This is a genomic window from Enterobacter sp. JMULE2 (assembly GCF_013337145.1).
Lineage (GTDB): Bacteria > Pseudomonadota > Gammaproteobacteria > Enterobacterales > Enterobacteriaceae > Enterobacter > Enterobacter mori.
Genome location: NZ_SGWD01000010.1, coordinates 382,044 through 403,935, shown reverse-complemented (window position 1 = coordinate 403,935; position 21,892 = coordinate 382,044). Strand labels below are relative to the sequence as shown.

The following is a 21,892-nucleotide window of genomic DNA, read 5'->3' as shown; positions in this document are numbered from 1 at the left end:
ATGCTACCCCTTAGCCTTTACGAAACATTTTCAGCATGCGCTGAGTCACGGTGAAACCACCGAAAATATTGATACTGGCGATCAGTACCGCGACAAAGCTCAGGAAGCTGATCCAGCCGCCGTGACCAATCTGCAGCAACGCCCCGACCACGATAATCCCGGAGATGGCGTTGGTCACCGACATCAGCGGCGTATGCAGCGCATGGGAGACGTTCCACACCACGTAGTAGCCCACGACGCAGGAGAGGGCGAAGACGGTGAAGTGACCAAGGAACTCTTTTGGTGCGACGTCAGCCAGCCAGCCGAAGAGAATAATCACCAGCGCCATGATCGCGTATTTGCGCCACGGGGAAGCCGGTTTAGCGGGTTCTTTTGGCTCTGGCGCGGCTTTTGGTGCCGCCTGAGGCTGCGCGGAAACCTGAATAGGCGGTGCAGGCCAGGTGATTTCACCTTCACGGACCACGGTGACACCACGGACAACCACGTCGTCAAAATCAACGGTGATGTTGCCATCTTTCTCTTTGCAGAGCAGCTTCAGCAGGTTGACGAGGTTAGTGCCGTACAGCTGTGAAGACTGGGTTGGCAGACGACCCGGCAGATCGGTATAACCAATGACCTTCACACCGTTCGCGGTCGTGGTCACCTGATTCGGCACGGTATATTCGCAGTTACCGCCGTTCTGCGCGGCCAGATCGACAATCACGCTGCCCGGCTGCATGGAATCGACCATCTCGCGGGTGATCAGCTTCGGTGCTGGTTTGCCCGGAATCAGCGCCGTGGTGACGATGATGTCGACCTCTTTCGCCTGCGCGGCGAAGAGTTCCATTTCGGCTTTGATAAAGGCTTCGGACATTACCTTCGCGTAACCATCACCGCTGCCCGCTTCTTCCTTGAAGTCCAACTCAAGGAACTCGGCGCCCATACTCTGGACCTGCTCCTTCACTTCCGGACGGGTATCAAAAGCACGGACGATAGCGCCCAGGCTATTTGCCGCTCCAATCGCAGCAAGACCGGCCACGCCCGCACCAATCACCATCACTTTCGCTGGCGGTACTTTACCCGCCGCGGTGATTTGACCGGTAAAGAAACGACCAAACTCGTGAGCCGCTTCAACGATAGCGCGGTAGCCCGCGATGTTCGCCATGGAGCTCAGCGCATCCAGTGACTGGGCGCGCGAAATGCGCGGCACCGAGTCCATCGCCATCACGGTGACGCCACGGGCTGCCAGCTTCTCCATCAGCTCTGGATTTTGTGCAGGCCAGACGAAGCTCACCAGCGTCGTGCCCGCGTTCAGCAGCGCAATCTCGTTCTCTTCCGGTGCGTTGACCTTCAGAATGATCGGTGATTGCCAGATCTCTGCCCCTTCGACCACTTCCGCACCGGCCTGGATAAAGGCCTCGTCATCGAAACTGGCCAGTTTGCCCGCGCCGCTTTCAACCGCGACGGTAAAACCCAGTTTGAGCAGTTGCTCCACCGTTTTCGGTGTTGCCGCTACACGGGTTTCATTGGCTAACCGTTCTTTTGGTACCCCAATACGCATAGTTTTCCCTTCCATCGGTTTTTGATGATGGTTTGTCGATAATTGCCCGTGGTCGGTCGCAGATTTCGCCATCCACATAACGACGAAAAATGATCCACCCCGGAAAATAAAACAGTAACAAACTTTCTATAACCTACTGAAAATAACGCCCGTGATCTACCGTCCAAAAACACTATTTCTTACTTTATCTGTGAAAAATAAGCGATCGGCATCGCTGACAGAGATATTTACCTTAAATTCATCGCTGAGACCGATAAAACGCGCAAGCGAAGCGGCAAAAACATGATATAGCGCCATAACAGAACAACTTATTAACATTAAATTAACTTGTAAAAGTCATAAGCTTTATCAGTTTTACTTGTCAAACGTCTGTTTTTTCAACATATCACTAAATGTTATCGAATTGGGTCATGCGCTGAGCACAGGCTGTGAAAAATGGCGCAGACAGCGACGGGATTTAAATGCCATAATCGGGACCGTCTCAAATTAACAACAATACCAGTACATGGTTTGCGCAAGGCGAAGGATTATTTTTATGAAGCTTAAGAACACACTCCTGGCGTCCGCACTTCTTTCCGCGACCGCCCTGTCTGCGAATGCCGCGACAGAGTTAACGCCGGAGCAAGCGGCAGCGTTAAAACCTTTTGACCAGACGGTCATTGTGGGTCGCTACAACTCCATTGGCGACGGCGTTGCCGCCGCGTCAAAAGCCGCTGATAAAAAAGGTGCGGCTTCGTTTTATGTGCTCGATCAGTCCGATCAGGGCAACAGCGGCAACCAGCGCGTCACCATTGCGCTGTACAAAGAAAATGCGCCTAAAGCGGATGAACAGAAAAACCGCGTGATTAACGGCATCGTTGAGCTGCCAAAAGATCAGGCGATTGCGCTTGAGCCGTATGACACCGTTACCGTGCAGGGCTTCTACCGCAGCCAGCCTGAAGTGAACGATGCCATCACCAAAGCCGCGAAACAGAAAGGGGCTTACTCTTTCTATATCGTGCGTCAGGTGGATGCTAACCAGGGCGGCAACCAGCGTATTACCGCGTTCATCTATAAAGAAGATGCGAAAAAACGCGTTCTGCAAAGCCCGGACGCTATCCCTGCTGATTCCGATGCGGGACGTGCGGCGTTAGCAAAAGGCGGTGAAGAAGCGAAGAAAGTTGAGATCCCGGGCGTCGCAACCTCTGCAGCGCCAAGCGCTGAAGTGGGCCGTTTCTTTGAAACGCAAACCACCAAAGGTGGACGCTATTCCGTCACCCTGCCGGATGGAACCAAAATTGAAGAGCTGAACAACGCCACTGCCGCGCAGATGGTACCGTTCGACAGCATCAAGTTTACCGGCAACTACGGCAACGGAACGGAAGTCTCTTATCAGGTCGCGAAGCGCGCGGCGAAGAAAGGCGCGAAGTACTACCACATCACCCGCCAGTGGCAGGAACGTGGTAACAACATGACCATCAGCGCCGATCTGTATAAGTAACAAAACGGTTGATCTGAGGCGGCGTAATGCCGCCTTTTTTGTTACTTTTTTTCTAATTTCGGCCACACATCATTGCATGCTTTCCTGACACTCCGTAAAATCCCGCGCCTTAGTGTGATCCACCATTTTTATGCGCCCGTGCGAAATAATTATTCTGGATTTGGACCTTTCATAACAGGAAGCCAATGGAAAAGAAACTTGGCCTGAGTGCATTAACTGCACTCGTTTTAAGCTCAATGCTGGGTGCGGGTGTATTCAGTTTGCCGCAGAACATGGCGGCAGTCGCAAGCCCTGCCGCGTTAATTATTGGCTGGGCGATCACCGGCGTCGGGATCCTGCTGCTGGCATTTGCCATGCTGCTGCTCACCCGCATTCGCCCCGATCTGGATGGCGGCATTTTCACCTATGCCCGCGAAGGCTTCGGGGAGCTGATTGGCTTCTGTTCCGCATGGGGCTACTGGCTTTGTGCGGTGATCGCGAACGTCTCCTACCTGGTGATTGTCTTTTCGGCGCTCAGTTTCTTTACCGATACCCCTGAGCTCCGCCTGTTTGGTGACGGCAATACCTGGCAATCCATTGTCGGGGCATCTGTACTGCTGTGGGTGGTGCACTGGCTGGTATTACGCGGTGTCCAGACGGCGGCCAGCATAAACCTGGTTGCGACGCTGGCTAAACTGGTCCCGCTTGGCCTGTTTCTCGTGCTGGCATTTATTGCGTTTCGTCTTGACGTCTTTAAGCTCGACTTCACCGGTATCGCGCTGGGCGTGCCCGTCTGGGAGCAGGTCAAAAATACCATGCTGATCACCCTGTGGGTGTTCATCGGCGTTGAGGGTGCCGTCGTGGTTTCGGCCCGGGCGCGTAATAAGCGCGATGTCGGCCGCGCCACGCTGTTGGCCGTGCTGGCGGCGCTGGGGGTCTATCTGCTGGTGACGCTGCTGTCGCTGGGCGTGGTGGCGCGTCCTGAACTGGCAGAAATGCGTAATCCGTCGATGGCCGGGCTGATGGTGAAAATGCTCGGCCCGTGGGGAGATGTGGTGATTGCTGCGGGGCTTATCGTTTCCGTGTGTGGCGCTTACCTGAGCTGGACCATCATGGCGGCAGAAGTACCGTTCCTGGCCGCCACGCACAAGGCATTTCCTCGCCTGTTTGCCCGCCAGAATAAAAACAAAGCGCCGTCGGCCTCACTCTGGCTCACCAACATCAGCGTACAGGTCTGTCTGGTGCTGATCTGGCTCACAGGTTCGGACTATAACACCCTGTTGACCATCGCCTCTGAAATGATTCTGGTACCCTATTTCTTAGTGGGTGCGTATCTGTTAAAAATCGCGACGCGCCCGGCGCATTACATTGTCGGTGTCGGCGCCTGTATTTACGGTCTGTGGTTGTTGTATGCTTCCGGGCCTATGCATCTGCTGCTGTCGGTGGTGTTGTATGCGCCGGGTCTGCTGGTGTTTATCTATGCACGTCGCACGCATCAGTTGGAGAACGCCCTCAAGCGCCGTGAAATGGCCGCGATCGGGTTGTTACTGATTGCTGCCGTACCGGCCACGTGGATGTTAATGGGATAGCATCGCCTTTCCCATTGTTGAACTGAAAAGGAGAATACGATGGGAAATGCACAGCAACGCCCAATATTGATCACCGGTGGAGGCCGTCGTATCGGCCTCGCCCTTGCCCATCACTTTCTCAACCTTCGCCATCCGGTTATCGTCAGTTACCGCAGTGAATATCCCTCGATTGAAGGATTACGAAAAGCCGGTGCGGTTTGCATTCAGGCCGATTTTTCAACCGATGAAGGGATTCTTGCCTTTGCTGAAGAGGTGAAGGCTACCACCCACGGGCTGCGCGCCATTATTCATAACGCCAGCGCCTGGCAGGCCGAAACGCCTGCGACGCCGCTGAGCGAAACGCTCTCCTGCATGCTGCAAATCCACGTCAATGCGCCCTATTTGCTGAACCATGCATTGCAAGACCTACTGCGCGGCCACGGGCATGCCGCGGGTGACATTATTCATTTCACCGATTATGTGGTGGAGCGCGGCAGCGACAAACACATCGCCTATGCGGCCAGCAAAGCTGCGCTGGATAACATGACGCGTTCGTTTGCCCGCAAGCTGGCACCCGAAGTGAAAGTGAACGCCATCGCCCCGGCGATGATATTGTTTAACGAACACGATGATGCCGAGTATCGCCAGCAGGCGCTGAATAAATCACTGATGAAAATCGCCCCGGGCGAGAAAGAGGTGATCGACCTTATCGATTACCTGCTCACCAGCTGCTACGTGACGGGCAGAACCTTCTCCGTGGATGGAGGACGCCCGCTTCGCTAGTGAAAGCGGCTCCAGAAGAAGATCAATACCCAGGCGCTGAGGCTCCAGCAGACCACTGCCCCGCCCAGCGCCAGCGGAAGCCGCATAAAACCGGTGAAGTACCACAGCGACAATAGATAGAGAAAATACGGGATGATGGACCACATTCCGAACACAATGGTGGCCCGCAGCGCTTCAATGCCACGCTCGGACGCAACGATGTAGTGCGCAATGAGCGCAAAGGTCGGAAAGAGCGGAATCAACCCGGCAATGTAGTAATTCTTCGTTTTCGCCAGCACCCCAATCAACAGCACCACCAGCGCACCCAGCGCGGCTTTAATCAGCAGCCCCATCATTTTTTCCATAACAATCAAGAAACAATATGAGGCAGAATAACGGAACTGGCGTTAATTTAGAAAGATTAATGGAAGGTTAAGGTTGTGCGGTGTATGTTGGCTTTTTTCGCGATAACAGACGCAGTATGAATAAGATTGTTTATGTAGAAGATGAACCCGAAGTGGGACAATTGATCGCCGCTTATCTGGGTAAACACGATATGGACGTCATCGTTGAGCCTCGCGGCGATCGCGCTGAAGAGGTTGTGCTACGCGAAAATCCGGATCTGGTGCTGCTGGACATCATGCTGCCCGGTAAAGATGGCATGACGCTCTGCCGTGACCTGCGCGCCCGGTGGGAGGGGCCTATCGTGCTGTTGACCTCTCTGGACAGCGACATGAACCATATTCTGTCGCTGGAGATGGGCGCTAACGACTACATTCTCAAAACCACGCCGCCAGCCGTTCTGCTGGCCCGGTTGAGGCTTCATTTGCGCCAGCGCGCCAGCAGTGAACGCGAAGCGCCCGCGCCGTCTCTGACACCGCACAAAGCGATGCGCTTCGGTACGCTGTCTATTGATCCCATTAACCGCCAGGTGCTGCTCTCTGGGGAGCTTATCGCTCTCTCCACCGCAGACTTTGACCTGTTGTGGGAGCTGGCAACGCATGCGGGGCAGATCATGGACCGCGATGCCCTGCTGAAAAACCTGCGCGGCGTCAGCTATGACGGAATGGACCGCAGCGTGGACGTCGCGATTTCGCGCCTGCGTAAAAAGCTGCAGGATAATGCCACCGAGCCATACCGCATTAAAACCGTGCGTAATAAGGGGTATCTGTTCGCCCCGCACGCCTGGGAAACCTGATTCCGTTATCCGGCTAGCATAACATGCGCGAAATGAAGGCATTACACAGCGATGCCCTCGCCTTCGCGCTTTTATTTATCCGTTTGCGCAACAATTAACTTGCTAAGCACGCGAACTCTCCCATACTTAAATCTTCATCCATCCTTTCTACAGCTAGCGCCGCCCCGTCTATATACAGACTCTTTTTCACCGTGAAGCTCTCATGATACCTCTCCCATAAAATCTTGAAATGAGGATTTAAGCCCATGAAATATGTATAGCTACAATCAGGTAGAAGCCATCAAAACCAATCTTGAATGGATTGTTAATCAGGCAGCGCTTAGCCATTCCTCCCCCTCACGCGCCGATCAAAAAGCGCTCTTTGACCTCCTTGAGCTCATCCAGTCTTACGAATTACTTCTGGATTTAATTAACGAATTTGGGACTACCGTGATTGATATGCATATTGCGGAAGGCCTGGCCGTAACGGAAACACTCATCGCCAAGGTTAAAAGACCTGCGCGCGCGATGTAATGCGCTCAGCCCGACAGAGATAACGCTTTCCACACGCTAAAGAGACATGAAAACACCGTGGGTTTTTTCATGTATATTCTGCATGTTTTACGGCCTCAGCCCCTTTGCAGAAGCGCCAGTCAGCAGAAACCACACGGGTTCGGGGCAGTAGGCCCGGCTGGAGCGCCGTATGCAGTACCGGTGGTAAGTTTGTCCATGCGATACATACTCTCACCTCGCTTTATGGGGTGCTGTTCAAAGTAAGTGGTAAGGTCATCAGAAAAAAAACGACGAGGCATCTGAAAATGTTTTCCTGCTGCCTGAATTAAATACCCGGCGACAGTCCAAGAAGATGAGGGGGTGTAAGGATCAGAATACTATTTAGAACAACGTAAGCCATGAGCTAGCTAAACACGTTGTTTATGTGTAAAAAGGGTGATTCATTCAGCAGGTGTTCATCGTGAAATACATTCGGCTAATTTTAAAGCTCATAACAGCATCACTTTATGTGTTTCTGGTTGTTTTTGGCTCTGGATTTGTAGGTTCGAGTACAGCCAGTGCAATTAATCTTGAATCACTTAACCTAAATTACTCATTAATCGCAAAGGACTCGGCGGTATACGCACTTTGCGCAACTGGAGCGACATTGGTTGTTCCACCTGCCCTATATTTAATCCAGTATTATGTATGGCCAGTGTTGAAGTTTATCGGTTTGAAGATTCGCTACTTCTTCCATGGATACTAAAAGTCTCGCAACTGGCGAAGCGGCACTTATTTTTCCCGTTACAGCGCGGGCTCTTATGAGCCTTCATCCGCTCGTATTTGGCTTTCAAAGCTCCGCTGGAGTCGGCCCCATCGACGAAACTGGCGCAGCCAACACGGCGCGTACAGTCGGTCCGGCTTACCTTTTCTCACACGTCTAGCCACAACTCATTTGACATATTTTTTGTATAGAACCCATTCCTCCCAAACATCCTCAGGGTCGATGTCAAGGTAACCCCGTTCTTTAATCATTTCTTTTGCAACATCAACTGGCACTCGTATAGCTGTAGCGGAATCACGGATTGCCTCAACCTCTTGCTGTGTTAACTCTCTTCCGGTTTCTCTTTCTTTACTTAAAAGAACCACTACCAACGCAGGAATAAACACAATAGTCATTTTTTATTAGCATCCGATTTTCGACGAGCTTCGATCATATGAACGTAAAATGCGTGAAACTCTTTATCCTGGCTGACAACAAGCTCGGGCGGTAATGACTTCCTTTCCTCATCCCATTGGGCAAGAACGTCCTGACACTTATCGTATGCCTCATCAACGATCTCTATGGCTGGCCTATCTGTGTTGATGTGCGGGGTCGTATATTTATCGAGACATACTGATACTGGAGGGCCATAACTGTATTCTTCAGCTAAAACAGGAGCAGCGAGAACCATTGAAGCCATTGCTATCCATTTCATTTCTGATTCACCTTCGCCATTTCCATGTTACGCGGACAGCTACTCTCGGGTAGATCCACAATTTCACCGATAATACTGCAACCTCGAAAGGAAGTAATCTGACACAGGAATAAATTGTTCAAGGTCCACAATCTCACCTGTTCTATAAACATCAAATATACTCATACCCTCCCTCCGGCGTTCAAACGCGCGTATTTAGCTTTTAGAAGCTCAGCTGGTGTCGATCCTTTTGGAGTCACGCTCGTCGAACAGGCGGGTTACTGGAGCCAGCTCTGGAGGCTTTGCGAGCTCAAAAGGAGCTTACGGGGAGTGCCCATAAGGTACCAATTACTTTTTACCTCCGGGAGTTCGGAAAAACGGAAACGCAGAAGCTGCACGTTGTATTTAAGCCCCGACTCAAAAAGGAAGGCAGGCTGCCTATTATTCAGTCAGTTCTATTGTGTCACTATGGGATATTACGGTAAGACGTCCGGGCATTCGCCGCAGACGCCCCTATCAGCTGCGTCATACATACGCGTGCTGGATGTTGTCGGCAGGTGCTAATCCTGCTTTTATAGTGAATCAGATGGGTCATGAGAATGCAGAGATGGTCTTCCATGTATACTCTGCGTGGATAAATGCTCTCGCTAGCGATCAGGTATCATTTTTGAATCAGCGCTTTGGTGGATATACAAATGCCCCTATAGTGCCCCTGAAGGTAAAAACAACGTAGTTAATTACTTGATTTTCCGGTGATATTTAATGAAAAAGCTGTTTGTGCAGTTTTATCTTTTGCTGTTTGTCTGCTTCCTGGTGATGACCATGCTGGTCGGGCTGGTCTATAAATTCACCGCCGAACGTGCGGGCAGGCAGTCGCTGGACGATCTGATGAAAAGCTCGCTCTATCTGATGCGTAGCGAGCTGCGAGAAATTCCCCCGCACGACTGGGCGAAAACCCTCAAAGAGCTGGATTTAAATCTGTCGTTCGATCTGCGCATCGAGCCATTGAAAGATTTCGATTTAGATGCCCCCACCCTGCAACGTTTGCGTGACGGAGACATTGTGGCGCTGGATGAGAAGTACACCTTTATCCAGCGTATTCCTCGCAGCCATTACGTACTGGCCGTCGGGCCGGTGCCTTATCTGTATTATCTGCATCAGATGCGCCTGTTGGACCTCGCCCTGCTGGCGTTTATTGCCATTTCACTGGCTTTTCCGGTGTTTATCTGGATGCGTCCACACTGGCAGGACATGCTGAAACTGGAATCTGCCGCGCAGCGTTTTGGTGAGGGTCATCTTACCGAGCGGATTCATTTCGACAGCGGTTCCAGTTTCGATCGCCTCGGCATTGCGTTTAACCAGATGGCCGATAACATTAATGCCTTGATTGCCAGCAAGAAACAGCTGATCGACGGGATTGCTCACGAGTTGCGTACCCCGCTGGTTCGCCTGCGCTATCGGCTGGAGATGAGTGAGAACCTGACCGAGGCGGAGAATCAGGCGTTGAATCGCGACATTGGCCAGCTAGAAGCGCTGATTGAGGAACTCCTGACCTACGCGCGCCTCGACCGCCCGCAAAACGAGCTTAACCTCAGCACGCCGGATTTGCCCGTCTGGTTACAGGCGCATATTGATGATGTGCAGAGCGTTAATCCACAACGCACGCTGTTAACGGCGGTGACGCCGGGGGATTACGGCGCGCTGGATATGCGCCTGATGGAGCGCGTGCTGGATAACCTGATGAATAACGCCATGCGCTACAGCGAGAGTACGCTGCGAATTGGCCTGGATTTGCAGGGCAATCAGGCGAGCCTGACCGTAGAGGATGACGGACCGGGAATTTCCCCGGAAGCACGAGAAACCGTGTTTGAACCCTTTGTCCGCCTCGACCCCAGCCGCGATCGCGCCACCGGAGGCTGTGGCCTTGGGCTGGCGATCGTCTACTCTATCGCCCAGGCGATGGGCGGCACGGTACATTGTGAGGAGAGCGAACTTGGCGGCACGCGCTTCTGCTTTAGCTGGCCGGTGTACCATAACATCGTCCTTCCCGTCCCTGCCTGACCTCAACCGCACGCTGGCCTGATCCGGCGTGTTGTGCTATATGATAAGTATGTTGTAACTAATGAGGGTGTTTATGGCGACCTACGATCTCATCGAAAGGCTGAACAGTACCTTTCGCGAAATAGAACACGAGCTACTTACCCTGACAGAACGCTTGCAAACCTGCCGCCTACTGGCCGCGCGTGTCTTTACTCTGCCTGATGTAGCCAAAGGGGCGGAGCACGACCCGCTGAACACCATCGAAGTTGAACAGCACATCGGCAGCGCCGCATTTGAGCTGGCGATGAAGCACTATCGCCACTTTTTTATCCAGCAGCAGTCTGAACATCGCAGCAGTAAGGCGGCCGTGCGTCTGCCCGGCGTGATCTGCCTGCAAACCGATGCGACAATGCGTGAAATGCTGGAAGGCCAGATTACCCATATCAACACCCTGAAAGCGGCCTTTGAAAAGATCGTCACCGAAGAGTCGGGCCTCGCCCCTGCAGCCCGGTTTGAGTGGGTGCACCGTCAACTTCCGGGGCTGATTACCCTGAATGCCTATCGCACGCTGACGGTACTGCGTCACCCCGCCACGCTGCGCTTCGGCTGGGCGAATAAGCACATCATTAAAAACTTCACCCGGGATGAGATTCTGGCGCAGCTTGAGAAAAGCCTGAAAGCACCGCGTACGGTTGCCCCCTGGTCCCGCGAGCAGTGGATTGAGCGTCTGGAGCAGGAGTATCACAGCATCGCCTCGCTACCGGCGGACACGCGCCTCAAGATAAAGCGCCCGGTGAAGGTGCAGCCTATTGCCCGCGTCTGGTATTCCGGGCAGCAAAAGCAGGTGCAGTATGCCTGCCCAACGCCGCTGATTGCGCTCTTTGATGCCGATCAGGGGGCCATCGTGCCGGATATTGGTGAACTGTTGAATTACGATGCGGACAATGTCCAGCACCGTTACAGACCTCAGGCGCAGCCGCTGCAGCTGATTATTCCACGGCTGCACCTGTATGTGGCGGGATGATTATTTAAGACTGCCGACCATCGCTTCCGGGCGAACCCAGGCGTCGAACTCCGTCTCCGTCAGATAGCCCAGCGCCAGGGCGGAGGCTTTCAGCGTCAGCCCCTCTTTGTGCGCTTTTTTAGCGATCTCGGCGGCTTTGTCGTAGCCAATATGGGTATTTAGCGCCGTCACCAGCATCAGAGATTCATTGAGCAACTGGCTGATACGCTCGCGATTTGGCTCAATCCCTACCGCACAATGCTCGTTAAAGCTCTCCATCCCGTCCGCCAGCAGACGAATCGATTGCAGAACGTTGTGGATCACCATCGGGCGATAGACGTTCAGCTCGAAGTTGCCGGACGCGCCGCCCAGGTTGACGGCCACGTCGTTGCCCAACACCTGACAACAGAGCATGGTCATGGCTTCGCACTGGGTCGGGTTGACTTTACCCGGCATGATGGAGCTGCCCGGCTCGTTTTCCGGGATGCTGATTTCACCGATGCCGCAGCGTGGACCCGAGGCCAGCCAGCGCACGTCGTTGGCGATTTTCATTAATGATGCCGCCAGCCCTTTCAGCGCGCCGTGGGTGTGGACCAGTGCGTCACAGGTCGCCAGCGCTTCGAACTTATTGGGCGCTGTGACGAACGGCTGTCCGGTGATGCTTGCCAGCTCTTCAGCCACGCGCACCGCATATTCCGGATGAGTATTTAACCCGGTACCCACCGCCGTACCGCCGAGCGCCAGCTCCGCCAGATGCGGCAGGCTATAGTCGATGTGCTTCAGGTTATGTTCCAGCATCGCCACCCAGCCGGAAATCTCCTGCCCGAGCGTCAGGGGCGTGGCGTCCTGCAGGTGCGTACGGCCGATTTTAACGATGTCGCGGAAGGCCTGCGCTTTCTCGTTGAGCGTGGTTTTGAGCACGTTGAGCTGCGGGATAAGCTGCTCGCGGATGGCAATCACCGCCGCCACGTGCATCGCCGTTGGAAAGACGTCGTTAGAACTCTGGCTTTTGTTGACGTCATCGTTCGGGTGAACCTTACGCTCCATGCCGCGCACGCCGCCCAGCAGTTCACTCGCCCGGTTCGCCAGCACTTCGTTCATGTTCATATTGCTCTGGGTGCCGGAACCGGTCTGCCAGATGGCGAGGGGGAATTCGTCGGGATGCTTGCCCGCAAGCACTTCATCGGCAGCGTCGATGATGGCCGTCGCTTTATCGGCGGCCAGCAGGCCTAAATCCTGATTCACTTTGGCGGCGGCGCGTTTGGTCAGCGCCAGCGCCTGAATCAGCGAGACGGGCATTTTTTCAGTCGAGATTCGGAAATGCTCCAGCGAACGCTGGGTTTGCGCGCCCCATAGCTTGTCGGCGGGGACGTCGATGGCGCCCATCGAGTCTTTCTCATGGCGTACCGTGGTCATTACTTTCTCCTTGATAACAAAAGAGGGATTGCTCACATGCTTAAGGGATAAGTATTGATGACTTCTGAGAAACGTTATGGCGCTTTGTGCGCTCTTTTTGGTGTCGGGTGGCGGCTTCGCCTTACCCGACCTACGAGAATGTAGGCCGGGTAAGCGTCAGCGCCACCCGGCATTTTCTTCAGACTACTTCACACACGCCGAACACTGAGAAGACTGGATCTGTTTGAAGAAGTCGTTACCTTTGTCATCCACCAGGATAAACGCCGGGAAATCTTCCACTTCAATTTTCCAGATCGCTTCCATACCCAGTTCCGGGTATTCCACGCACTCCAGGCTCTTGATGCTGCCCTGCGCCAGCACCGCTGCCGGGCCGCCGATGCTGCCCAGGTAGAAGCCGCCATGCTTGTGGCAAGCGTCCGTCACCTGCTGGCTACGGTTACCTTTCGCCAGCATGATCATGCTGCCGCCGTTGGCCTGAAGCTGGTCAACGTAAGAGTCCATGCGGCCTGCCGTAGTCGGGCCTAACGAGCCGGACGCGTAGCCTTCAGGCGTTTTCGCCGGGCCTGCGTAGTAGATTGGGTGATCTTTAATGTACTGCGGCAGCCCTTCGCCGTTGTCCAGACGCTCTTTCAGCTTCGCGTGCGCAATGTCGCGGCCCACGATGATCGTGCCGTTCAGGGAGAGACGGGTCGAGACCGGATATTGAGAAAGCTGCGCCAGAATCTCTTTCATCGGACGGTTCAGGTCCACGCGAACCGCTTCCCCCTCGCCCGCTTTACGCAGTTCTTCCGGGATGTATTTGCCCGGGTTGTTCTCCAGCTTCTCGATCCAGATGCCGTCGCGGTTGATCTTCGCCTTGATGTTACGATCCGCCGAGCAGGAGACGCCCATGCCCACCGGGCAGGATGCGCCGTGGCGCGGCAAACGGATCACGCGAATGTCGTGCGCGAAGTATTTGCCGCCAAACTGTGCGCCCAGCCCCAGGTTCTGCGCTTCGGTCAGCAGTTCCTGCTCAAGCTGCACGTCGCGGAACGCCTGGCCGTGTTCGTTCCCTTCTGTCGGCAGGCCGTCGTAGTATTTGGTCGACGCCAGCTTGACGGTTTTCAGCGTGCTTTCCGCCGAGGTACCGCCGATCACGAAGGCGATATGGTACGGCGGACACGCTGCGGTGCCGAGAGTACGCATTTTCTCAACCAGGTAGTTTTTCAGCTTGCCCGGGGTGAGCAGCGCTTTGGTTTCCTGGTAGAGGTAGGTTTTGTTAGCCGAACCGCCGCCCTTGGCGATGCAGAGGAATTTGTATTCGTCGCCATCGACGCTGTAGAGGTCAATCTGAGCAGGCAGGTTGGTGCCGGTGTTGACCTCTTTGTACATATCCAGCGCCGCGTTTTGCGAGTAGCGCAGGTTATCTTCGATATAGGTGTTGTAGACGCCATGCGCCAGCGCCGCTTCGTCACCGCCGCCGGTCCAGACGCGCTGGCCTTTTTTGCCGGTGATAATTGCGGTACCCGTATCCTGGCAGGTCGGCAGAATGCCCTTCGCCGCGATATCCGAGTTACGCAGGAACTGCAGCGCCACGTACTTATCGTTCTCGCTGGCCTGCGGATCGCTCAGGATATCGGCAACCTGCTGCTGATGCGCCGGGCGGAGCATGAACGAAGCGTCGTGGAAGGCCTGCTGCGCCATCAGCGTCAGCGCTTGCGGGTCAACTTTGAGGATCTCCTGTCCCTCAAACTCAGAGACAGAAACGTAATCGCGGGTTAACAGGTAATACTCGGTCTGATCCTTACTGAGGGGAAAAGGATCCTGATAATGAAAGGGTTTGTTCGACATTGTTCTCTCACTTACTGCTTCGGTCTGATTGTTCAGGGCAGATGTTCCGCTGCCCGGCTTAAAAGCGAGTCAGCTTATCCTACACAATTTTTTAACAAAAACTGAGACTAGTACGACTTTTTACATCCGCAGGTTACTTCCACGCGGTTTATTGCTTTAATACCCGGAGTTAATTCCACATTTGAATCAGGGCTTGATAATGCAAAAACTCATCAACTCAGTGCAAAACTACGCCTGGGGAAGTAAAACTGCGTTAACGGATCTCTACGGTATCGCCAACCCGGACAACCTGCCGATGGCAGAGCTGTGGATGGGCGCGCACCCGAAGAGCAGCTCAAAAATAACAGACGCCAGCGGCCAGGTACGCAGCCTGCGCGACGTGATTGATGCCGATAAAGCCGCACTGCTGGGCGACAAGGTTGCCACGCGTTTTGGCGAACTGCCGTTCCTGTTTAAGGTACTGTGCGCCGACCAGCCGCTCTCCATTCAGGTTCACCCGAACAAGAAAGCCTCTGAAATCGGCTTTGCGAAAGAGAACGCGGCGGGGATTCCATTAGACGCGGCTGAACGTAACTACAAAGATCCGAACCACAAACCGGAGCTGGTTTTTGCTCTCACCCCTTTCCTGGCGATGAACGCGTTCCGCGCGTTTTCAGAGATCGTTTCTCTGCTGCAACCTGTGGCGGGTGCTAACAAGGCTATCGCCCACTTCCTGGAAAACCCGAACGCTGACGCGCTGAGCCAGCTGTTTGCCAGCCTGCTGAATATGCAGGGCGAAGAGAAATCTCACGCGCTGGCAGTGCTGAAAGCCGCACTGAACAGCCAGCAAGGTGAGCCGTGGGAGACCATCCGTCTGATTTCCGAATTCTACCCGGACGACAGCGGCCTGTTCTCTCCCCTGCTGCTGAACGTGGTGAAGCTGAACCCGGGCGAAGCGATGTTCCTGTTTGCCGAAACCCCGCACGCCTACCTGCAGGGCGTAGCGCTGGAAGTGATGGCCAACTCGGATAACGTGCTCCGCGCGGGCCTGACGCCAAAATACATCGATATCCCTGAGCTGGTCGCCAACGTGAAGTTCGTGGCGAAGCCTGCCGACGAACTGCTGACTCAGCCGGTGAAAAACGGCGCAGAGCTGGACTTCCCGATCCCGGTTGAGGATTTTGCGTTTTCTCTGCACGACCTGAGCCACGCCGAAACCGCCATCGCACAGGAGAGCGCGGCGATCCTGTTCTGCGTGGAGGGCGAAGCGACGCTGCAGAAAGGCGAACAGCGTCTGGTGCTCAAGCCGGGCGAGTCGGCTTTTGTTGCAGCGAACGAGTCGCCGGTTAGCGTGAGCGGCACCGGTCGTCTGACGCGCGTTTTTAATAAGCTATAAGCACTTACTGAATTTTTTAACAACTCTTGCTAAGCTAGTTGCAGGCTTAATATCTCCGGGCGGTTTTTACCGCCTGGTTTCATTTTAGGGATAGTCGCAATGAAAAAATCGGTCGTAGCGGTTGGAGTGATTGTAGCGTTAGGCGTGGTCTGGACGGGAGCCTCCTGGTTTACCGGGAAACAGCTGGAAGGCCGTCTGGCTGAGATGGTCGCGCAGGCTAACGGAGAGATTAAGCGCAGCGCGCCGGAGGCAGGCGTTGAGCTTAGCTATCAGAACTATCAGCGCGGCGTGTTTACCAGCCATATGCAGATGGTGGTGAAACCTGTGGCAGGAAACGCCAACGCCTGGCTGAAGCCTGGCCAGAGCGTGGTGCTGGATGAAGTGGTCAGCCACGGTCCGTTCCCGCTGGCACAGTTAAAATCGTTTAATCTGATCCCATCAATGGCGTCCGTTCACACGGTGCTGGTGAATAACGACGTCACCAAACCGCTGTTTGATCTGGCAAAAAATACCTCACCTTTCGAAATCAATACCCGCATCAGCTATGCCGGTGACACGAGTTCCGATATTGCGCTGAAAGCACTGAACTACGAGAAAGAGAACGAGAAGGTCGCCTTCAGCGGGGGTAACTTCAAACTGGACGCTGACCGCGACGGAAACGTGTTCTCTCTGACCGGTGAAGCAGAAAGCGGCGTGGTGAACGCGGTTAACGAATATAACCAAAAGGTTCAGCTCAGCTTCAACAACCTGAAAGCCGACGGCAACAGCCGTATGACCGACTTTAAAGAGCGTATCGGCGATCAGAAGCTCTCTCTCGATAAGATTGCAATCGTGGTTGAAGGTAAAGAGATGGCCGTGCTGGAAGGCATGGACGTGAACGGAAAATCCGACATTTCCAAAGACGGCAAGAATATCAATACGCAGCTGGATTACGCCCTGAAGAGCCTGAAGGTGCAGAATCAGGATCTGGGGACCGGAAAATTAACGCTGAAGATCGGCAATATCGACGGCCAGGCGTGGCACGAATTTAGCCAGAAATACAGCAAAGAGAGCCAGGCGCTGCTGACCGATGCCGCGCTGCAGCAGAATCCGGAAGTGTACCAGCAGCAGGCGATGGCGGTGCTGTTCAACAACCTGCCAATCCTGCTGAAAGGCGAGCCGGTGATCACCGTCGCACCGCTGAGCTGGAAAAACAGCAAAGGCGAAACCAACTTCAACCTGTCTCTGTTCCTGAAAGATCCGGCAGCCGCAACGGGTGAACCGCAGACGTTGGCGCAGGAAGTGGATCGCAGCGTGAAGTCGCTCGAGAGCAAGCTGACCATCCCAATGGACATGGCGACCGAGTTTATGACCCAGATTGCGAAGCTGGAAGGTTACGGCGATGAAGACGCTGGCAAACTAGCGAACCAGCAGGTGAAAGGTCTGGCTGCGATGGGCCAGATGTTCCGCATCACTAAAGTGGAAGACAACACAATTTCCACCAGCCTGCAGTATGCCAACGGCCAGGTAACCCTGAACGGCGATAAAATGCCGCTGGAAGATTTTGTCGGCATGTTTGGTATGCCCGCTCTGGGGATGCCGGAACCGGCTGAACCTGCAGCGCCAGCCGAACCGGCGGCACCGCAGCCGTAAACGTCAAAACCCCTCTTATGAGGGGTTTTTTATTGCCGGGTGGCGCTGACGCTTACCCGGCCTACGACTGGGGGCCGTTGTAGGCCCGTGCAAGTGCACGGCGCTATTTCACCGTGACCAGTCGCGCCGCCACAATCTGGTGCCCGGCCTGGACATCCGTATTTTCGATGCGCTGCATGATCCTGTCCGCCAGCGTGTAGCCCATTTCGCGCGCGGGGGTAGTCGCCCAGACGATGGGCAGATCGTCGAGCGCGTTTTCGCCCACATCGGCAAATGCACCCAGCGCCACCTGATGGCCGAAGAAGGTTTCAACGCCCCCTTCTCCGCTCTGACGTCCGGCACGGATCAGGCCAAACCACGCTCCCATCGCAATCACGTCGTTGTAGCAAATCACGGCGCTAATGGTCGGGCTGGCGCGCAGCAGCGAACCGATCGCTTCCGCCGCTATCTTCTGGCTGGATCCACATTCCACCACCCACTCACTGTGGAACGGCAGCCCGTATTTGATCAGCGTCGAACAGTAGCCGCCTACCCGCTCGGCGCGCGTAAGCGATGAACTTTTCCCGCCGAGCCAGGCAATACGCTGGTGTCCGCGACGAATAAGATGCTCGGTCAGCATTTGGGCAGCCTGCATATTATCCGGACGCAGCGTATCGGCTTCGTCGAGATAGCTGGCGCGGGAAGCAAAGACCAGCGGTACGCCCTTCTCTGCGGCGCGCTCGCACAGCTCGCTGCCCACGCCCGACGCCCCCGCCACGATCACGCCATCAACCCCCTGCGTCAACAGCATATCCAGCCTGGACAGCAGCTGCCCGGCGTCGCGACCACCGTGCAGCAAAAACACCATCCGTCCCTGTGCCTCAAGCGCTTCCGTTAACCCGGCCGTGAGCTCCGCATAAAACGGCGAGGTTAAGTCACGAACGATCAAACCAATCACCCCACTTTGCCCACCGCGAAGCGCGGACGCCTGACGATTACGCACAAAGCCCAGCTGCTCAACCGCCTCGTTAACCCGCTGACCGGTCGCAGGAGATATACGCCCTTTCCCGCTCAGCACCAGCGAAACGGTACTGACAGAGACGCCAGCCGCCAGGGCGACATCGTTAATGGTGATCTTTTTCGCTACGGCCATGTCTTGGCGTGACTCCCTGATAATGAGATCGGTAAAACGTTTTATCAATACGTTATCTTTATACTACCAGTAAAAGCCTGAGAATGTGATTTAGCGCGCACTAAAGTTTGATAAAACGTTTTATCTTCTCGCTGCATTGACGCAGGTAAACTATTTTTAACCATCAAGGAGTCGTTTTATGACGGCGAAAGCAGCACAAAAAATATCGCTGTGGGAGTTTTTCCAGCAACTGGGTAAAACCTTTATGCTGCCCGTGGCACTCCTCTCATTCTGCGGGATCATGCTGGGGATCGGCAGTTCCCTGAGCAGCCATGACGTTATCACGCTGATCCCGTTCCTCGGCAACCCGGTGCTGCAGGCGATCTTCATCTGGATGAGCAAAGTCGGCTCCTTTGCGTTTAGCTTCCTACCCGTCATGTTCTGCATCGCCATCCCGCTGGGTCTGGCGCGCGAGAATAAAGGCGTAGCCGCCTTTGCGGGCTTCGTGGGCTACGCGGTGATGAACCTTGCGGTTAACTTCTGGCTGACCGCAAAAGGCATTCTGCCTACCACCGACGCTGCCGTACTAAAAGCCAATAATATTCAGAGCGTGATTGGTATCCAGTCTATCGACACCGGGATCCTCGGTGCGGTGATCGCGGGTGTGATTATCTGGATGCTGCACGAACGCTTCCACAATATCCGCCTGCCGGATGCCCTGGCCTTCTTCGGCGGTACCCGCTTTGTGCCGATTATCACCCTCGTGGTAATGGGTCTGTTTGGTCTGATCATTCCGCTGATCTGGCCTGTCTTCGCGATGGGTATCACCGGTATTGGTCGCATCATTAACGGCGCGGGTGATTTCGGTCCGATGATCTTCGGTACCGGTGAACGTCTGCTGCTGCCGTTTGGTCTGCAGCACATTCTGGTGGCTCTGATTCGCTTCACCGAAGCGGGCGGGACGATGGATGTGTGCGGTCACGACGTGAGCGGTGCGCTGACGATCTTCCAGGCGCAGCTGAGCTGCCCGACCACCCACGGCTTCTCTGAGAGCGCAACCCGTTTCCTGTCTCAGGGCAAAATGCCTGCCTTCCTGGGCGGCCTGCCGGGCGCGGCGCTGGCGATGTACCACTGTGCTCGTCCGGAAAACCGTCATAAGATTAAAGGCCTGCTGATTTCCGGTGTGATTGCCTGCGTCGTTGGCGGCACAACCGAGCCAATCGAATTCCTGTTCTTGTTCGTCGCGCCGGTGCTGTATCTCATTCACGCCGTGCTGACCGGTCTGGGCTTCACCGTGATGGCGGTGCTGGGCGTCACCATCGGCAACACCGACGGCAACGTGATTGACTTCGTGGTGTTCGGGATCCTGCACGGCTTGTCCACCAAGTGGTATCTGGTGCCGGTCGTGGCGGCAATCTGGTTTGCGGTGTACTACGGCATCTTCCGCTTCGCCATCACCCGCTTTAACCTGAAAACACCGGGCCGTGATGCTGAAACAGCGACCAGCGTTGAACAAGCGGTTGCAGGGACGGTAGGAAAATCAGGTTACAACACCCCTGCCATTCTGGCAGCGCTGGGCGGTGCGGATAACATCACCTCGCTGGATAACTGCATTACCCGCCTGCGTCTGTCGGTGGCGGATATGTCGAAAGTGGATACCAATGCGCTGAAAGCTAACCGCGCCATCGGTGTGGTACAGTTAAATCAGCATAATTTGCAGGTGGTTATCGGCCCGCAGGTACAGTCGGTAAAAGATGAACTGGCAACCCTGATGCGAACAGTAGAAGCCTGATGCCTCAGCCCCCTCTCATGAGGGGGTTTTACGTTAAGGATGAGAGTTATGTTTGATTTCTCGACCGTCGTGGATCGTCACGGCACCTGGTGCACCCAGTGGGATTACGTTGCCGACCGCTTTGGCGCGGCCGATCTGCTGCCGTTCACTATCTCGGATATGGATTTCGCCACTGCGCCCTGCATTACCGACGCGCTGCATCAGCGCATCGATCACGGCGTGTTTGGCTACAGCCGATGGAAAAACGATGAGTTTCTGGCTGCCGTCGCGCACTGGTTCCAGCAACGCTTTAACAGCCGTATCGATACCGAATCCGTCGTTTATGGCCCTTCCGTCATCTACATGGTGTCAGAACTGATCCGTCTCTGGTCGCAGCCCGGCGACGGCGTGGTGGTTCATACTCCCGCGTACGATGCGTTTTATAACGCCATCGAAGGCAACGCGCGCCACGTCGTGCCGGTTGCGATGGTGAAACAGGCGAGCGGCTGGATGGGTGATATGGCCGCGCTGGAAACGGCCCTGGCCAAACCCGAAAACAAAATTTTGCTGCTCTGTAGCCCGCAAAATCCAACCGGTAAGGTCTGGACGCGGGATGAGCTGACGCAGATGGCGGAACTGTGCGCACGCTATGACGTGGCGGCGATCAGCGATGAAATTCATATGGACATGGTGTGGGGAAAACATCATCACACACCGTGGAATGAGGTGGCGCGCGGCAAATGGGCGCTCCTCACCTCTGGCTCGAAAAGCTTTAATATTCCGGCGCTGACCGGAGCTTACGGGCTGATCGGCGATGAAGCGAGTCGCACGGGTTACCTCCGCGCGCTTAAAGGCCGCGACGGACTCTCTTCCCCTTCCGTGCTGGCGCTGACGGCGCATATCGCCGCCTATCAGCAGGGAGCGCCATGGCTGGATGCCTTGCGGGGTTATCTGGAAGAGAATCTGTTGTATATCGCGCAGGAATTAAACCGCGCTTTTCCGAAACTGAACTGGCAGCCGCCGGAAGCAACCTATCTGGCCTGGATTGACCTGCGCCCGCTGAACATTGACGACAGGGCGCTGCAAAAAGTGCTGATACAGCAGGAAAAAGTGGCGATCATGCCGGGATATACCTACGGAGAAGAGGGTAATGGCTTCGTGCGCCTGAACGCAGGCTGCCCGCGCAGCAAGCTGGAACAAGGGGTGCAACGCCTCATCGCCGGGATCGCTACCCTGCTGTAATGCCATTGCGCAACGGA

Annotated in this window: 19 protein-coding genes; 12 read left to right on the top strand and 7 right to left on the bottom strand. The window is 54.9% G+C overall.

The annotated features are described in order from the left end of the window. Positions 1-10: 10 nt before the first annotated feature. Positions 11-1,540 (bottom strand): Re/Si-specific NAD(P)(+) transhydrogenase subunit alpha, encoded by a 1,530-nt coding sequence (pntA, locus tag EXW94_RS02860; protein WP_174339425.1) that lies wholly within the window; start codon positions 1,538-1,540, stop codon positions 11-13. Positions 1,541-2,075: 535 nt separating this feature from the next. Between pntA and ydgH the strand changes: the two genes are divergently transcribed. The 3 genes from ydgH (at position 2,076) to folM (ending at position 5,350) form a co-directional block, all read left to right on the top strand. Continuing rightward, entirely contained in the window at positions 2,076-3,020 is a 945-nt protein-coding gene (gene ydgH, locus EXW94_RS02855; RefSeq protein WP_010430434.1) for a DUF1471 family protein YdgH, read from the top strand. A gap of 185 nt (positions 3,021-3,205) precedes the next feature. Next, positions 3,206-4,588, top strand: coding sequence for an amino acid permease (locus tag EXW94_RS02850; RefSeq protein WP_174339424.1), 1,383 nt, complete (start codon positions 3,206-3,208; stop codon positions 4,586-4,588). A 39-nt stretch (positions 4,589-4,627) separates the two neighbouring features. After that, positions 4,628-5,350, top strand: coding sequence for a dihydromonapterin reductase (gene folM, locus EXW94_RS02845; protein WP_108416882.1), 723 nt, complete (start codon positions 4,628-4,630; stop codon positions 5,348-5,350). On the opposite strand, the gene EXW94_RS02840 is transcribed toward folM, so the two are convergent. Further along, positions 5,347-5,682, bottom strand: a complete 336-nt coding sequence (locus EXW94_RS02840; protein WP_089599552.1) for a GlpM family protein — start codon at positions 5,680-5,682, stop codon at positions 5,347-5,349. The two genes, folM and EXW94_RS02840, sit on opposite strands and share 4 nt — an antisense overlap. Before the next feature lie 128 nt (positions 5,683-5,810). On the opposite strand from EXW94_RS02840, the gene rstA reads away from it, so the two are divergent. Both rstA and EXW94_RS02830 read left to right on the top strand, forming a co-directional pair. Beyond that, entirely contained in the window at positions 5,811-6,527 is a 717-nt protein-coding gene (rstA, locus tag EXW94_RS02835; RefSeq protein WP_108417029.1) for a two-component system response regulator RstA, read from the top strand. Between the two features lie 252 nt (positions 6,528-6,779). Further along, complete coding sequence (locus EXW94_RS02830; RefSeq protein ID WP_174339423.1) at positions 6,780-7,040, top strand: hypothetical protein; 261 nt, start codon at positions 6,780-6,782, stop codon at positions 7,038-7,040. 909 nt (positions 7,041-7,949) lie between these two features. On the opposite strand, the gene EXW94_RS02825 is transcribed toward EXW94_RS02830, so the two are convergent. Continuing rightward, positions 7,950-8,177, bottom strand: a complete 228-nt coding sequence (locus tag EXW94_RS02825) for a hypothetical protein (RefSeq protein ID WP_174339422.1) — start codon at positions 8,175-8,177, stop codon at positions 7,950-7,952. Next, a complete protein-coding gene (locus tag EXW94_RS02820; RefSeq protein WP_174339421.1) occupies positions 8,174-8,476 on the bottom strand; it encodes a hypothetical protein in 303 nt (100 codons plus the stop codon). Before EXW94_RS02820 ends, EXW94_RS02825 begins: the two co-directional genes overlap by 4 nt. A gap of 439 nt (positions 8,477-8,915) precedes the next feature. On the opposite strand from EXW94_RS02820, the gene EXW94_RS28145 reads away from it, so the two are divergent. From EXW94_RS28145 to tus, 3 genes are all read left to right on the top strand, one after another. Then, a complete protein-coding gene (locus EXW94_RS28145; RefSeq protein ID WP_253179237.1) occupies positions 8,916-9,188 on the top strand; it encodes a tyrosine-type recombinase/integrase in 273 nt (90 codons plus the stop codon). Positions 9,189-9,217: 29 nt separating this feature from the next. Further along, a complete protein-coding gene (gene rstB, locus EXW94_RS02810) occupies positions 9,218-10,516 on the top strand; it encodes a two-component system sensor histidine kinase RstB (RefSeq protein WP_174339420.1) in 1,299 nt (432 codons plus the stop codon). Positions 10,517-10,589: 73 nt separating this feature from the next. Continuing rightward, the gene (gene tus, locus EXW94_RS02805) at positions 10,590-11,519 is read left to right on the top strand and encodes a DNA replication terminus site-binding protein (RefSeq protein ID WP_174339419.1); all 930 of its coding nucleotides are present in this window, start codon (positions 10,590-10,592) and stop codon (positions 11,517-11,519) included. Here tus and fumC read toward each other — a convergent pair whose 3' ends face one another. After that, positions 11,520-12,914, bottom strand: a complete 1,395-nt coding sequence (gene fumC / locus EXW94_RS02800) for a class II fumarate hydratase (RefSeq protein ID WP_174339418.1) — start codon at positions 12,912-12,914, stop codon at positions 11,520-11,522. Between the two features lie 183 nt (positions 12,915-13,097). Continuing rightward, the gene (gene fumA, locus EXW94_RS02795) at positions 13,098-14,744 is read right to left on the bottom strand and encodes a class I fumarate hydratase FumA (protein ID WP_010430411.1); all 1,647 of its coding nucleotides are present in this window, start codon (positions 14,742-14,744) and stop codon (positions 13,098-13,100) included. A 199-nt stretch (positions 14,745-14,943) separates the two neighbouring features. On the opposite strand from fumA, the gene manA reads away from it, so the two are divergent. Both manA and EXW94_RS02785 read left to right on the top strand, forming a co-directional pair. Further along, on the top strand, positions 14,944-16,119 hold the full coding sequence (gene manA / locus EXW94_RS02790) for a mannose-6-phosphate isomerase (RefSeq protein WP_174339417.1): 1,176 nt from the start codon (positions 14,944-14,946) through the stop codon (positions 16,117-16,119). Between the two features lie 99 nt (positions 16,120-16,218). Further along, the gene (locus EXW94_RS02785) at positions 16,219-17,751 is read left to right on the top strand and encodes a YdgA family protein (protein ID WP_120158801.1); all 1,533 of its coding nucleotides are present in this window, start codon (positions 16,219-16,221) and stop codon (positions 17,749-17,751) included. Between the two features lie 103 nt (positions 17,752-17,854). Here the strand turns inward: EXW94_RS02785 and EXW94_RS02780 are convergent, their stop codons facing one another. Next, positions 17,855-18,883, bottom strand: a complete 1,029-nt coding sequence (locus tag EXW94_RS02780; protein ID WP_120158802.1) for a Mal regulon transcriptional regulator MalI — start codon at positions 18,881-18,883, stop codon at positions 17,855-17,857. A gap of 178 nt (positions 18,884-19,061) precedes the next feature. Here EXW94_RS02780 and malX point away from each other — a divergent pair, with 178 nt between their 5' ends. Together malX and EXW94_RS02770 are read left to right on the top strand one after the other, a co-directional pair. Next, positions 19,062-20,654, top strand: a complete 1,593-nt coding sequence (malX, locus tag EXW94_RS02775) for a maltose/glucose-specific PTS transporter subunit IIBC (RefSeq protein WP_108416871.1) — start codon at positions 19,062-19,064, stop codon at positions 20,652-20,654. Positions 20,655-20,702: 48 nt separating this feature from the next. Beyond that, a complete protein-coding gene (locus EXW94_RS02770) occupies positions 20,703-21,875 on the top strand; it encodes a MalY/PatB family protein (RefSeq protein WP_120158803.1) in 1,173 nt (390 codons plus the stop codon). Positions 21,876-21,892 lie beyond the last annotated feature (17 nt).